At 65.2% G+C, this 14,450-nt stretch carries 12 protein-coding genes; 9 read left to right on the top strand and 3 right to left on the bottom strand.

The features are described 5' to 3' along the window. Positions 1–92: 92 nt before the first annotated feature. On the bottom strand, positions 93–2,435 hold the full coding sequence (locus LV28_RS34345) for a Tex family protein (RefSeq protein ID WP_023874598.1): 2,343 nt from the start codon (positions 2,433–2,435) through the stop codon (positions 93–95). A 141-nt stretch (positions 2,436–2,576) separates the two neighbouring features. Between LV28_RS34345 and LV28_RS34350 the strand changes: the two genes are divergently transcribed. The 3 genes from LV28_RS34350 (at position 2,577) to LV28_RS34360 (ending at position 6,146) form a co-directional block, all read left to right on the top strand. After that, the gene (locus LV28_RS34350) at positions 2,577–3,434 is read left to right on the top strand and encodes a hypothetical protein (protein ID WP_141571859.1); all 858 of its coding nucleotides are present in this window, start codon (positions 2,577–2,579) and stop codon (positions 3,432–3,434) included. Positions 3,435–3,594: 160 nt separating this feature from the next. Next, positions 3,595–3,798 (top strand): YdcH family protein, encoded by a 204-nt coding sequence (locus tag LV28_RS34355; protein ID WP_023595663.1) that lies wholly within the window; start codon positions 3,595–3,597, stop codon positions 3,796–3,798. 119 nt (positions 3,799–3,917) lie between these two features. Beyond that, positions 3,918–6,146 carry an ATP-dependent DNA helicase gene (locus LV28_RS34360; RefSeq protein WP_038617796.1) on the top strand — a complete coding sequence of 743 codons (2,229 nt, stop codon included), beginning with the start codon at positions 3,918–3,920 and terminating at the stop codon, positions 6,144–6,146. A gap of 82 nt (positions 6,147–6,228) precedes the next feature. Here the strand turns inward: LV28_RS34360 and LV28_RS34365 are convergent, their stop codons facing one another. Beyond that, positions 6,229–7,053 carry an outer membrane protein assembly factor BamD gene (locus LV28_RS34365; RefSeq protein WP_023874595.1) on the bottom strand — a complete coding sequence of 275 codons (825 nt, stop codon included), beginning with the start codon at positions 7,051–7,053 and terminating at the stop codon, positions 6,229–6,231. Between the two features lie 21 nt (positions 7,054–7,074). Between LV28_RS34365 and LV28_RS34370 the strand changes: the two genes are divergently transcribed. Together LV28_RS34370 and pgeF are read left to right on the top strand one after the other, a co-directional pair. Further along, on the top strand, positions 7,075–8,235 hold the full coding sequence (locus LV28_RS34370) for an RluA family pseudouridine synthase (RefSeq protein ID WP_048806372.1): 1,161 nt from the start codon (positions 7,075–7,077) through the stop codon (positions 8,233–8,235). After that, the gene (pgeF, locus tag LV28_RS34375) at positions 8,216–9,049 is read left to right on the top strand and encodes a peptidoglycan editing factor PgeF (RefSeq protein ID WP_023874593.1); all 834 of its coding nucleotides are present in this window, start codon (positions 8,216–8,218) and stop codon (positions 9,047–9,049) included. Before LV28_RS34370 ends, pgeF begins: the two co-directional genes overlap by 20 nt. On the opposite strand, the gene LV28_RS34380 is transcribed toward pgeF, so the two are convergent. After that, on the bottom strand, positions 9,042–9,317 hold the full coding sequence (locus LV28_RS34380) for a hypothetical protein (protein ID WP_023595668.1): 276 nt from the start codon (positions 9,315–9,317) through the stop codon (positions 9,042–9,044). The two genes, pgeF and LV28_RS34380, sit on opposite strands and share 8 nt — an antisense overlap. Before the next feature lie 285 nt (positions 9,318–9,602). On the opposite strand from LV28_RS34380, the gene phaC reads away from it, so the two are divergent. The 4 genes from phaC (at position 9,603) to phaR (ending at position 14,354) form a co-directional block, all read left to right on the top strand. Continuing rightward, complete coding sequence (gene phaC, locus LV28_RS34385; protein WP_115344532.1) at positions 9,603–11,360, top strand: class I poly(R)-hydroxyalkanoic acid synthase; 1,758 nt, start codon at positions 9,603–9,605, stop codon at positions 11,358–11,360. Between the two features lie 102 nt (positions 11,361–11,462). Further along, positions 11,463–12,644: an acetyl-CoA C-acetyltransferase gene (locus LV28_RS34390; protein WP_023595670.1), complete on the top strand. Its 1,182-nt coding sequence runs from the start codon at positions 11,463–11,465 to the stop codon at positions 12,642–12,644. A 216-nt stretch (positions 12,645–12,860) separates the two neighbouring features. Continuing rightward, a complete protein-coding gene (locus tag LV28_RS34395) occupies positions 12,861–13,601 on the top strand; it encodes a 3-ketoacyl-ACP reductase (RefSeq protein WP_023595671.1) in 741 nt (246 codons plus the stop codon). 162 nt (positions 13,602–13,763) lie between these two features. Continuing rightward, on the top strand, positions 13,764–14,354 hold the full coding sequence (phaR, locus tag LV28_RS34400; protein WP_023595672.1) for a polyhydroxyalkanoate synthesis repressor PhaR: 591 nt from the start codon (positions 13,764–13,766) through the stop codon (positions 14,352–14,354). Positions 14,355–14,450: the final 96 nt, after the last annotated feature.

A 14,450-nucleotide genomic window follows, 5' to 3' on the forward strand; every position in this document is an offset into this window, starting at 1 on the left:
ACGAAAAAAAACCGCCGTCGCGAGACGGCGGTTTTCGTGCTTGCTCCGCGGTGCGGCGATTCGACTGCCGCGCGGCGTGCTTGTCACACGGCTCAGCGCTTGAGCTTGGCGAAAGCGGCTGCCATGGCGCTGACCGTTTCCGGTTCGCGCTGACGCGCGCCACCACCGCTGCGATGGCCGCTGCCACCATTGCCGCCGCGTGCACCGCCGCCGTTGCCCGGGCGATCGCCCGCGCCGGCCACCGGGAGGTCGTCGTTGAGCCGCATGGTGAGCGAGATGCGCTGACGGCGCGGGTCGACTTCGAGCACCTTCACTTTCACGATGTCGCCGGCCTTGACGACCTCGTGCGGGTCCTTGATGAACTTCGTCGACATGGCCGACACGTGCACCAGACCATCCTGATGCACGCCGATGTCGATGAACGCGCCGAAGGCCGCCACGTTCGTGACCACGCCCTCGAGCTGCATGCCGGGCTTCAGGTCGGTCAGTTTCTCGACGCCTTCCTGGAACGTGGCCGTCTTGAATTCGGGGCGCGGGTCGCGACCCGGTTTCTCGAGTTCGGTCAGGATGTCCTTGACGGTCGGCAGGCCGAAGCGTTCATCAACGAATTCGTTGGCCGAGACGCTGCGCACCACCGAGCCATTGCCCATCACTTCGCCGATGGACTTCTTGATCCTGGCGAGGATACGTTCGACGACCGGGTACGCCTCCGGGTGCACCGACGAGCGATCGAGCGGATTGTCGCCGCCGTTCACGCGCAGGAAGCCCGCGGCCTGCTCGAACGTCTTGTCGCCCAGGCGCGGCACCTTCTTGAGCGCCTCCCGGTTCGGGAAGGGGCCGTTGCTGTCGCGGAAGTCGACGATATTCTTGGCGAGCGTGCTGTTCAGGCCCGACACGCGCGCGAGCAACGGTGCCGATGCCGTGTTCACGTCCACGCCCACGGCGTTCACACAGTCCTCCACCACGGCATCGAGCATACGGGCCAGCTCACGCTGGTTCACGTCGTGCTGGTACTGGCCAACGCCGATGGCCTTCGGCTCGATCTTCACGAGCTCGGCCAGCGGGTCTTGCAGGCGACGGGCGATCGACACGGCACCACGCAGCGACACGTCGAGTTCCGGGAATTCCTTGGCGGCGAATTCGGATGCGGAATAGACCGAAGCACCGGCTTCCGAGACCACGATCTTCTGCAGCCTGAGCTCGGGGTGGCGCTTGATCAGTTCCAGCGCCAGCTTGTCGGTCTCGCGCGACGCCGTGCCGTTGCCGATGCTGACGAGTTCGGCGCCGGTGGCGGCGGCGATCTTGGACAGGCGGGCAAGCGAGCCGTCCCAATCGCGGCGCGGCTCATGCGGGTAGATGGTGTCGGTGCCGAGCAGCTTGCCGGTTGCGTCGACCACGGCGACCTTCACACCGGTGCGCAGGCCCGGGTCAAGGCCAATCACGCCCTTCTGGCCGGCCGGCGCGGCGAGCAGCAGCGCCTTGAGGTTGCGCGCGAACACGCGAATGGCCTCGCTCTCGGCGCTCTCGCGCATTTGCGTGAGCAGTTCCGATTCGAGGTGCGGCTGCACCTTCACGCGCCAGCACCAGCGGCACACGTCGGCAAGCCACTTGTCGGCGGCGCGGTTCTGTTGGCGAATGCCGAAGTGGCCGGCGATCACGCCCTCGCACGGGTGCGGGACCTGCGCATCGAGTTCTTCGCCCAGGCCCAGCTTGACCATCAGGATGCCGAGATTTCGTCCACGGAACAGCGCGAGCGCACGGTGCGACGGCACCGCGGCGATCGGCTCGGCGTAGTCGTAGTAATCGCGGAATTTCTCGCCTTCCTCGCTTTCCTTGCCTTCGACGACCTTGGAGGACACGACGCCCTGATTCCACAGATAGTCGCGCAGTTTGCCGAGCAGCTCGGCCGTCTCGCCGAACTGTTCCGAGAGGATGTCGCGGGCGCCGTCGAGGGCGGCCTTGACGTCCGCCACACCCTTTTCGGCGTCGACGAATTTGGCGGCCTCGGCTTGCGGATCGAGCGTCGGGTCGGCGAGCAGGGCCTGCGCGAGCGGGTCGAGGCCGGCTTCGCGGGCGATCTGCGCCCGGGTGCGGCGCTTCGGCTTGTAGGGCAGATAGAGATCTTCGAGCGTCTGCTTCGTGTCGGCCGCCTCGATGGCGGTGCGCAGTTCGTCGGTCAGCTTGCCTTGCTCGTCGATGCTCGCGAGGATCGACGCACGGCGCTCCTCGAGCTCGCGCAGATAAAGCAGGCGCTCTTCGAGCGTGCGCAGCTGCGTGTCGTCGAGGTTGCCGGTCACTTCCTTGCGGTAGCGCGCAATGAAGGGCACGGTGGCGCCTTCGTCCAGCAGTTGCACGGCGGCGGCGACCTGACGCGGCTGCACGCTGAGTTCGTCGGCGATGCGTTGAACGATCTGAAGGGCTACGTTTTGCGTCATGAGTGTTGCGATTTACCCAAGTGCCAGGAGCGGGGCATTTTGCCATAAACCGCGGGCGCGTCCGGGCCGGCAATGCTAAAATTTGGCATCACTCTGCTCAACCTCATGATTTCTTTCGCAAAATTGTTTCCGCGCCTGACTTTGCATCGTGAACGCCGCGCCTCGCGCGTCGTTGCCGCAGTGTTCGGCCTCGCGGCGGTTGCGGCCGCCGTGCCCGGCGCGTCGTTCGCGCAAGGCCTTTCGGCCACCGAGGCGGCGGGGCGCACTTCGTCGCAGATCCGCGTGCCGCAGGTGCCGTTCGATGCAACAGCCGACCGCGTGCCGGCATCTGCCAGTCAGGCCGCTGCGGCCCGGATCGAAGACGACAAGCCGGTCGCCTACGACGATCAACTCGACCTGCATCCCGCCGACGACGATTTTGCCGGCCGGCGCGCCTTGCTCGATCGCCAGCGCGCCTGGATCGATTACCGGTTCGAAGAGGCGAAGTACGAATGCGCGTCGAAGTTCTTCGTGAACTACTGCATCGACAATGCGCGCGACGAACAACGTGAGGCGCTGCGTGCGCTGCGCAGCCAGCGTCTGGTGCTCGAAGACCAGGAGCGCAAGGCGCGCGCCGAGGAGCGCGACGCCCGTCTGGCCGAAAAGCGCGCACAAACGCAGGCCGAAGCGCCGCAACGCGCAGCCGAGCGCGCGAAGAACGTCCAGGATTATCAGACGAAGCAAGCGGAATATCAGCAGCGCGTGACCGAGCGAACGGGGCAGGCACCGCAGCGTGCGGCAAACGCCGAGCAGTACAATGCCAAGCAGGCCGAGCAACAGCAGAAGCTCGACGATGCCAAGGCGACGGCGGCGCAGAAGGCGGCCGAGCGTGAAGAGAACGTACGTAAGTACAACCTGAAGCAACAGGAAGCGATCGAGCGCCAGAAGAAGTCGGACGAGCGGCGCAAGGAGTCGCAATCGGGAAGTACGCCGGCACAGAAGGCGCTGCAAGGACAGTAACCTGTTGGCGCCGCGCTCGGGCGCCGTGCGCCGCACCCCGTAGCGCCGGGGTGGTGTGCGCAACGGCCTCGCGTCACTGCGTTACCGCCGACCGGCCTTCGGGGCATGACGTCACTGGCCATGACGGGAAACATTCGAGAGTTGCAGGAGAGTTGCCACGATGCAGCACGATCTTCACTCCATTGGACGCCGCATCATCGAGTTGCAGATCGAACACCGCGATCTGGACTACCTGATCGACAAATTGCTGACGGAGCCCGCGTACGATGAACTTCAGGTCACCCGGCTCAAGAAGCGGCGCCTGAAGATCAAGGACACGATCACGCTGCTGCAAGTGCAGCAGATGCCGGACCAACCCGCGTAAGCGGGGCGCCTGCGCGGCGTTCGAGGCGACTGCCTCGACGTTCGCGCCATTTTTTTCCATTGCCGGCGTCGCGAATCCCGCTGTAGCGATTCGCGGCGCCTTTGAGTTTCTGAGCCGTTTTGACCGATTCCGCCGCACCCAGCGATTCCCCTGACGCTTCCCTGAGCCCCGACGCGCCCACTTTCCATGGACTCAAGCCGCTCGCCGCCAAGCGCGAGCGCGAGTTGCAGGAGATCTTCGGCGAGGGCGGGATGCTTGCGCGCGCGATCGACGGCTACCGCTCGCGTGAACCGCAGACTGAAATGGCGCGCGCCGTGGCGGCCGCCATGGACACGCACGACACGCTGATCGCCGAGGCCGGAACGGGCACGGGCAAGACCTACGCCTATCTCGTGCCCGCCATGTTGTGGGGCGGCAAGACGATCATCTCGACCGGGACCAAACACCTGCAGGATCAGATATTCGCGCGCGACATTCCGACCGTGCGCAAGGCGCTTGCCGTGCCGGTCACCGTGGCCATGCTCAAGGGCCGCGCGAACTACCTCTGCCACTATTATCTGGAGCGTGCTCAGCAGGAAGGCCGCTTCGCGTCGCGGCACGAAGCGGCGCAGTTGCGCGAGATCACCACGTTCGCGCAGATCACGCACAGCGGCGACAAGGCCGAACTGGCGTCGGTGCCCGAGAATTCGCCGATTTGGGCGCAGGTCACGTCGACACGCGATAACTGCCTTGGCCAGGAATGTCCGCGCTACAAGGACTGCTTCGTGATGCAGGCGCGCAAGGAGGCGCAGCAGGCGGACATCGTCGTGGTGAACCATCACCTGTTCTTCGCCGATGTGATGCTGCGCGACACGGGGATGGCCGAGTTGCTGCCAAGCGCGAACACGGTGATCTTCGACGAAGCCCATCAGTTGCCCGAAACCGCGACGCTCTTCTTCGGTGAAACGGTTTCGACGGGACAGTTGCTGGAACTGGCGCGCGACTGCGTGGCCGAGGGCCTGATCCATGCGCGCGACGCAGCCGACTGGGTCAGGCTCGGCGCCAGTCTCGAGCGTGCCGCGCGCGACGTGCGCCTGACGTTCGGGCAGGACAACGCGCGCATGTCGGTGGCGCAACTTGCGGACGATCACGAACTGTTCGGTGCGCTCGATGCGGTGGATCTCGCCCTGCAGGACATGATCGAGACGCTCCAGCACCAGGCCGAACGGGCCGAAGCGCTGGGGGCATGCGCGCGCCGCGCCGTGGAACTGCATCAGCAGCTCGAGCGATGGCAGATGGGGGTGACGCCACCCACGCCAGGCGAGACGCCGTTGCCGCTGCTGGATCCCGAGGCGCCGCGCGTGACCGACGGCAAACGCGAGAAGGCCGCCAGGGCGCGCGAGGCGGAGGCGGCCCGCGTGGCCGCCGAAGCGAAGGCCGCGCAGCAAGCCGAGGCGGGGCAAGGCGAGGGCAGCGAGCCGAAGACGTATACGCCCCCGGAGACCGTCCGGTGGATCGAAGTGTTTTCGCAGGCGGTGCAACTGCATCAGACGCCGCTATCGATTGCCCCCATTTTCGCCAAGCAGCGCGCAGGCGCGCCGAGGGCGTGGATCTTCACGTCGGCGACGTTGTCGGTGAAGGGCAATTTCATGCACTATGCGGCGCAACTGGGGCTCGATGCGGGCAAGTCGCTCACGCTCGCCAGTCCGTTCGACTATCCGAACCAGAGCCTGTTGTATGTGCCTCGTGGCTTGCCGCAGCCGTCCGCGCCGGGCTTTACCGACGCCGTGCTCGACGCCGCGTTGCCAGTGCTCGAGGTGAGCGGCGGGCGCGCGTTCGTTCTGTGCACGACGTTGCGCGCCGTGAATCGTGCGGCGGAGCGCCTGCGCGATGAATTCGAGCGGCGCGGCTGGACGTATCCGTTGCTCGTGCAGGGTGAGGCGAGCCGAACCGAGTTGCTCGACCGTTTCCGCGCGCTCGGCAACGCCGTGCTCATCGGCAGCCAAAGCTTCTGGGAAGGGGTGGACGTGCGCGGTGAGGCGTTGTCGCTGGTCATCATCGACAAGCTGCCCTTCGCGCCACCCGACGATCCCGTGTTGGCTGCGCGTCTGGACGCGCTGACGAAGAAGGGGCTCAGTCCGTTCGCCGTTCATCAATTGCCGCAGGCCGTGATTACGCTCAAGCAGGGTGCGGGGCGGCTGATCCGCTCCGAGGGGGATCGCGGGGTGTTGATGATCTGTGATCCGCGTCTTGTCGACAAGCCTTACGGGCGCCGTATCTGGCAAAGTCTGCCGCCGTTCAAGCGGACCCGGGAACTGCCCATCGTGCGCGGCTTTTTCGACGAGATCGCCGCCGGCGCGAACGGTTGAGTCGTCGCGGGCGAGCATAAAAAAAGCCAGACCCGCGGGTCTGGCTTTTTCGTGGGCGCCGTGTCGGCGCTCGCTGTTCCGGTCAGCGCCAGATCTGCCACCAGGATTTCTTGTCACCGCTCGTGTCGGTGCGATGGCCGACCGTCAGGTAACCGCTGTTCGGATAGGTCTTCTCCATCACACGGCGGGCGTCATCGCGCAGTTCGGTCATGCCGAGCTTGTCGTACGACTTGATCATGATGCCGAGCGCATCTTCCAGCGCCGGTGCCTTGTCATATTCCTTGAGCGCGCTCTGCGCCCGGTTCACGGCGGCAAGATAGGCGCCGCGACGATAGTAGTACTCGGCGGCGTGAACCTCATGGGCCGCCATTGCATTGACGGCGTAGCGCATGCGCAGGGCCGCATCGTTCGCGTACTTGCTGGTCGGATAGTGCTCGACCAGATACTTGAAGCTGTCGTAGGCCGCACGCAGGGCCTTCGGGTCGCGCTCGCTCAGATCCTGGCCGGAGAAGCGGCCGAACAGACCCAGGTCGTCGTTGAAGTTGATCAGACCCTTGAGGTAATAGGCGTAATCGATCGAAGGGCTGTCCGGATGCAGCCGGATGAAGCGATCGACGGCGGCCAGCGCCTGTGCCGGCTCGTTGTCCTTGTAATAGGAGTAAGCCGTGTTGATTTGCGCTTGCTGGGCATGCGGGCCGAACGGGTCGCGGCCTTCGAGCAACTCGTAGTACTTCGCGGCCTTGGTGTAGTCGCCGCTATCGAAGCTGTCCTTGGCTTCCGAGTATAATTTGTTCGTCGACCAGCCGGCCGTTTCGTCGACTTTCTCCGGCAAAATGCCGCAGGCGGCCACGCCGCCGACCACGACTGCGGCCAGCATCAGTTGTTTGACAAGTTTCAGGGCTTGCATGCTCGTTGGCTTCACTTCTCGATGACCCGATCAATTCTGCCGGATTATAGCGTAACCGCCTCATTTGCCACGGAAATTGCGGAGGATTCGTCTGACGACGACCTCGATTCGCTTCCCGACGCTTTTCCGAGTGCCCCCCATGTCGCCCTTGCCGCGGGAGAATCCCCGGGGGCAGCCGCGCCCGACGGTGCCCCGGACGCCGCGCCGCTGCGCGCCATCCTGCCCGAATCGGTCGCAGGCGAGCGCCTCGACAAGGCGCTCGCGCAGTGCTTTCCCGAATATTCCCGAAGCCGCTTGCAGGCGTGGGTCGAAGACGGTCGCGTGACGCTCGACGGCGAGACGGCGAAGGTACGCCAGAAGGTGGCGGGCGGCGAGGCCGTATGCATCACCCCCGCCGCGCTGCCGGAACAACTTGCGTTCGCGCCGGAACCGGTGCCGCTCGATGCGGTGTACGAAGACGCGACGCTCGCCGTCTTCAACAAGCCTCCGGGGCTGGTCGTGCATCCGGCCGCGGGCAATTGGTCCGGCACGCTGCTCAACGGCTTGCTGCATCGCTACGGCCAGGCGGCGGCAGACCTGCCGCGCGCGGGGATCGTGCATCGACTGGACAAGGAGACCTCGGGCCTGATGGTCGTGGCGCGCACGCTGGTGGCGCAGACCGATCTGGTGCGGCAATTGCAGGCGCGCACGGTCAAGCGACACTATGCCGCGCTGGTATGGGGGCGCGCGCCGCAACGCACCCTCGTGGACGCGCCCATCGGGCGCGACCCTCGCGAGCGTACCCGCATGGCTGTCGTGCACGGTCAGGGCGGCAAACCGGCGCGCACCCGCGTCGTCACCGTCGCCAGTACGGAATGGGACGGCTCCCCGGTGTCGCTCGTGCTCTGTTCGCTGGACACGGGGCGAACGCACCAGATACGCGTGCATCTCTCGCACCTCGGGCATTCGCTGCTGGGCGACCCGCTATACAAGCCTCGCCACAAGCGACCGACCCTGCCGGGTGGCTTCGCACGGCAGGCACTGCACGCCTGGCGGCTTGGACTGATGCACCCCGAAGACGGACGGCCCATGCATTGGCAGGCGCCTTTGCCTGACGACATGCGTGAACTCATGACCGCGCTCGGGCTCGAATTCGACTTCTCAACGCTCCCCGATTCGCTCGATGACTTCTTTCCTGCCTGAGTTCCTGCCGGAGCAAGACCCGATGCCCGCGGACTGGATCGTGCCCGACTGGCCGGCCCCCGCCAATGTCCGCGCCGTGTTCACCACTCGCGCGGGCGGGGTCAGCCAAGGCCCGCAAGCCACGTTCAACCTGGGTTACAAGGCAGACGACGATCCCGATGCCGTGCGCATCAACCGCGAATTGCTGGCTGCCCGCACGGGCGTGCCGTCGGCGTTTGTGGCGCAGGTCCACGGTCCGCGCGTGGTCGACGCCGGCACCGCACTCGACGCCCTGAATGCCGGTGAGCCGTTGCAGGCCGACGCCAGTGCGACGAGCGCCGTCGGTCTGGCCAGTATCGTGATGGTGGCCGATTGCCTGCCCGTGTTGCTGTGCGATGCCCGGGGGCGCGCCGTCGCCGCCGCCCATGCGGGCTGGCGTGGACTTTGCGCCGGGGTGATCGAGCAGACGGTGCGGGCACTCCGCGCTCGCCTGCCGCAAGACGACGCGGACGCGCCCGTCATTGCGTGGCTCGGGCCGTGCATCGGCCCGACAGCGTTCGAAGTCGGTCCCGAGGTGCGCGAGGCGTTCCTTGCCGCGGCCACGCCGCAAGAGCACGATGCCACTCGGGCCGCCTTCGTCGCGCACGGCGCCCCGGACGTTGGCAAGTCGATGGCGGATCTTTGCGCGCTTGCGCGTCTGCGGCTCGCGCGCGAAGGCGTCACAAGCGTGTCGGGCGGCAAATGGTGCACCGTCGCTGAACCGTCTCGCTTCTACTCCTATCGCCGTGACCGCACGACCGGTCGCATGGCCGCGCTCGTCTGGCGTACTAATTGAGATCGCGCTCCGGCGAAGTGCCCGCTGCGGGGCTGGCCCCGGGCGAGGCGGCGCCGGCATCGGACGCGGACGGCGTGAGTGCAACACCGCCTGCGTCAGAGCGTCGCATCGCGCGGGAGCGCCGGATGCGGCTTCCCGCGATGTAAAGCCAGAGGGCGACGGGCGCCACGCCGCCGCCGAGGAAGATCATGACCCCCAGCCATGCGGACGGCGCGGTGATGGCGACCATCGCAATGACATAAAGCCAACCGAGAATGACGATAAACATCGGGGCAAACGCGCATTCAAAAAAAGGTGCTGCAACGCGACAATGCGCTCAGGACGTACGCCGCAAGCCATTGACACGCCTGCGCGCGCACGCAAGAATGCTTCACAGGCGGGGCGCATCGCTGTAAAAGCGATGCACGCCGCCGCGTTTCGGGCGCCGGCCCGTGAACGCAACGGACGTGACACTCAGGCTATCATGAATCGCGCCAGTGCCAACTTCGATCCGGCTTCGTTTGCCGCCTCGTTTGCCCAGCAGTTTCCCTCCGCTTCGCTCTCCGCTCAGGACATGTCGCAGTGGTTCAAGGCCGCCCAACAAATGTTCGGGGCATTGCCGGGGGCTGCCGGCCCGTCGTCCGCTGCCGCCAATGGGGCTGCCAGCGCCGCGAATCCGTTCGCGGGACTTTTCGAACTTTTCAAGGCGGGCAGTCTGCCGCATCCGGCACCGATGCGTGTCGACCCGGCGCGACTGAACGCGCTTCAGTCCGAATATGCCCGTGAATTTTCCGAACTTGTCGCCAGCTTCAACCAGCCGGGGCTCGACACGGCGCCCACGTTGGGCGACCGTCGATTTGCCGGCGAAGGCTGGCGGAATCCCTTCTATGCACTGCCGGCGGCGCTTTATCTGCTCAACGGCCGCTTCCTGATGCGCATGGCCGAGTTGATCGACGCCGACGCCAAGACGCGCGAGCGGATTCGCTTCGCCGTCGAGCAATGGGTGGCGGCGAGTTCCCCGGCCAATTTCATCGCCACCAATCCGGATGCGCAGCAGCGCCTCGTGCAGACGCACGGCGACAGTCTGCTCGCAGGCGTGCAGAACATGCTCGTCGACATGGGCAAGGGCAAGGTCTCGCAGACCGACGAGGCAGCCTTCGAGGTCGGTCGCAACGTGGCGACGACCGAGGGCGCGGTGGTTTTCGAGAACGACCTGATCCAGTTGATTCAGTACAAGCCGCTCACGCCGACCGTGCATCAACGGCCGTTGCTGGTCGTGCCGCCCTGCATCAACAAGTACTACATCCTCGATCTGCAACCCGAGAACTCGCTGGTCCGCTACGCGGTGGAGCAAGGGCATACGGTGTTCGTGGTGTCGTGGCGCAACCCCGACATGTCGCTCGCGCACAAGACGTGGGACGACTACGTGGGCGAAGGGCCGATTGCCGCGATCGACGTGGTGCGCGAGATCAGTGGACAGTCGCGCATCAATGCGCTGGGTTTCTGCGTCGGCGGCACGCTGCTGGCCGCGGCGCTGGCGGTGTTCGCGGCAAAGGGACACAAGGGCCCGAAATCGCCGGTCGCGAGCGTGACCCTGCTCACGACATTGCTGGACTTTTCCGATACCGGCGTTCTCGACGTCTTCGTGGACGAGCCGCACGTTCAGTTTCGCGAGCAGACGATCGGCGGCGGGCTCGGTCAGCCTCCGGGACTCATGCGTGGCGTGGAGCTGGCCAATACATTCTCGTTCCTGCGTCCGAACGATCTCGTGTGGAATTACGTGGTCGACAGCTACCTGAAGGGCAACGCGCCCCAGCCGTTCGACCTGCTTTACTGGAACGGCGATGGCACCAATCTGCCGGGGCCGATGTTCTGCTGGTATCTGCGCCATCTCTACTTGCAGAACGAATTGAAGCAGCCTGGCATGGTGCAAACGTGCGGCGTAGCGGTGGATCTCGGGGCCATCGACGCCCCGGCATATGTCTTCGGTTCGCGCGAGGACCACATCGTGCCGTGGACGTCGGCCTTCCGCTCGCTGCCGTTGCTCGGCGGTGAACGTCGCTTTGTGCTCGGGGCGTCGGGCCACATTGCCGGCGTGGTCAATCCTCCGGCGAAAAAGAAGCGCAGCTACTGGCGCAACGACGACACGGGCGTGGACGCCGGCGACTGGCTCGCGGGCGCGACGGAACACCCGGGAAGCTGGTGGACCGATTGGAGCGAGTGGCTCGCGGGCTACGCCGGCAAACGCATCAAGGCGCCAAAGGCGTATGGTAATGTTGCTTATACCCCCATCGAACCGGCGCCCGGCCGCTATGTGAAGGCCAAGGCCTGAGTGTGGCGGCGATCGGCAAGTGCCGCGAGACGCCGAAGCGCGTCCACGGACACCGAGCGGGCACCCCCCCGGTTCGAACCATTTGAAAACGAGGAAAGAGACATGTCGGATATCGTGATTGTGTCGGCTGCGCGCACTGCGGTCGGTAAGTTTGGCGGTTCGCTTGCCAAGGTGGCGGCGCCGGATCTGGGGGCTATCGTGATCGATGAGGTCCTCAAGCGTGCGAAGCTCAAGGGTGAAGACGTCAGCGAAGTCATCATGGGGCAGGTGCTCACGGCCGGCTCGGGCCAGAATGTGGCGCGTCAGGCTTCGATCAAGGCCGGGCTGCCCGCCATGGTGCCGGCCATGACCATCAACAAGGTGTGCGGCTCGGGCCTGAAGGCCGTGATGCTGGCCGCCAACGCGATCAGCGCCGGGGACGCCGACATCGTCGTGGCCGGCGGCCAGGAAAACATGAGTGCCGCGCCGCACGTGCTCCCGGGCTCGCGCGACGGCTTCCGCATGGGCGACGCCAAGCTGATCGATACGATGATCGTCGACGGCCTGTGGGACGTCTACAACCAGTACCACATGGGCATCACTGCTGAGAACGTCGCCAAGGAATACGGCATCACGCGCGAGATGCAGGACGCCTTTGCGGCCGCATCGCAAAACAAGGCGGAAGCGGCGCAGAAAGCAGGCCGCTTCGACGACGAGATCGTGCCGGTCTCGATTCCGCAGCGCAAGGGCGACCCGCTGGTGTTCAAGACCGACGAATTCGTGCGTCACGGCGTGACCGCCGAAGCGCTGGCCGGTCTGAAGCCGGCGTTCGCGAAGGACGGCACGGTCACCGCCGCCAATGCGTCGGGCATCAACGACGGTGCCGCCGCCGTGGTGGTGATGTCGGCCAAGCGCGCCGAGCAGCTTGGCCTCACGCCGCTTGCGCGCATCGTCGCGTATGCCAACGCCGGCGTGGATCCGAAGGTGATGGGGATCGGCCCGGTGCCGGCCTCGCAGCGCTGCCTGTCGCGTGCCGGCTGGAAGGCGAGCGATCTGGATCTGATGGAAATCAACGAAGCGTTCGCGGCGCAGGCGTTGGCCGTGAACCAGCAAATGGGCTGGGACACGTCCAAGATCAACGTGAACGGTGGCGCGATCGCCATCGGTCACCCGATTGGCGCGTCGGGCTGCCGTATTCTGGTGACGTTGTTGCATGAAATGGCACGTCGCGACGCGCGTCGCGGTCTGGCATCGCTGTGTATCGGCGGCGGCATGGGCGTGGCGCTGGCGGTCGAGCGCGTCTGAGACATCGAGGGCGCCAGGCGCTGAAGCGCAGGGCGCGACTCGCGCGGTCCACCAAAAAAAGCACTGAACCGTCAGGGTCGTGCACGTGCAACGCGCACCGGCGATGGCGGGTCATCAGGAGACGAAAGGCATGCGCGGGAACGCGCGGCCTGCGCGTCGGTCAATTGGCAGTCGCAACAGGCGGCAGATTTGCCGTTATTTAGGGGGAAGCGTTCCATGACTCAACGCATTGCATATGTGACAGGCGGGATGGGCGGTATTGGTACGTCCATTTGCCAGCGGCTGTACAAGGATGGCTTCAAGGTCGTGGCGGGCTGCGGTCCGAATTCGCCGCGTCGCGTGAAGTGGCTCGAAGATCAGAAGGCGTTGGGTTTCGATTTCGTCGCATCCGAAGGGAATGTCGGCGATTGGGATTCCACGAAGGCGGCGTTCGACAAGGTGAAGGCCGAGGTCGGCGAAGTCGACGTACTGGTGAACAACGCCGGGATCACGCGCGACGTGGTGTTTCGCAAGATGACGCGTGAAGACTGGGACGCGGTCATCGACACCAACCTCACGAGCCTGTTCAACGTGACCAAGCAGGTGATCGAGGGAATGTGCGAGCGCGGCTGGGGCCGCATCATCAATATTTCGTCGGTCAACGGGCAGAAGGGCCAGTTCGGTCAGACGAACTACTCGACGGCCAAGGCTGGCATTCACGGTTTCACGATGGCGCTGGCGCAGGAGGTGGCGACCAAGGGCGTGACGGTCAATACCGTGTCGCCGGGCTATATCGGCACGGACATGGTGCGCTCGATCCGCCAGGACGTGCTCGACAAGATCGTGGCGACGATTCCGGTCAAGCGTCTGGGCGAACCGGGCGAGATCGGGTCCATCGTGGCATGGCTGGCGTCGGACGACTCGGGCTTCTCCACCGGTGCGGACTTCTCGCTCAACGGCGGTCTGCACATGGGGTAAGCGGTAACGGGGCGATGGCCCGTGCGGGCCGAGAGCAGGTGCCGCGCTCCGTTGCGGGTTAGGGCTTTGCCGCATAGCAGCAAACGTCCTAGAATCGATAATATGTGACTAACCCCGACCGCCGGTCGGGGAAGTCCTTCATAAAAGCAGGAAACCCACCGCATGGCCGCGAGCAAGAAGACTGACGAACGCCTGATCAAAAAGTATCCGAACCGGCGTCTGTACGATACCCAAACCAGTACGTACATCACCCTTGCCGATGTGAAGCAATTGGTGCTCGAGACCGAGGAGTTCAAGGTCGTCGACGCCAAGACGGGCGAGGACCTGACCCGCAGCATTCTGCTGCAGATCATTCTGGAAGAGGAGACCGGCGGTGTGCCGATGTTCTCGAGCGCGATGCTCGCCCAGATCATCCGCTTCTACGGCCATGCGCTGCAGGGGATGATGGGGACTTACCTCGAGAAGAATATCCAGACGTTCATCGAAATTCAGAACAAGCTGGCCGATCAGTCGAAGGGCATCTATGAGGGCGCAGCCTTCAACCCGGACGTCTGGGCGCAATTCATGAACATGCAGGCGCCGATGATGCAGGGCATGATGACCAACTACATCGAGCAGTCGAAGAACCTGTTCGTGCAGATGCAGGAGCAGATGCAGAGCCAGGCCAAGAACATGTTCAGCACGTTCCCGTTCCCGGGCGCGCCGGGCGCCCCCGGCGGCATGCCGGGCAAGGATCCGAACAAGAAGCCCTGAGCGGTCCGCGCCGAGATAACGGGTGTCCGCGCGGCGCGCCCGCTGTCTCATGGCCAGTCGGGCGGAGGCAGGGAGCGCTCGGCAACGATAGTTGGA

The organism is Pandoraea pnomenusa (assembly GCF_000767615.3).
GTDB classification, from domain to species: domain Bacteria; phylum Pseudomonadota; class Gammaproteobacteria; order Burkholderiales; family Burkholderiaceae; genus Pandoraea; species Pandoraea pnomenusa.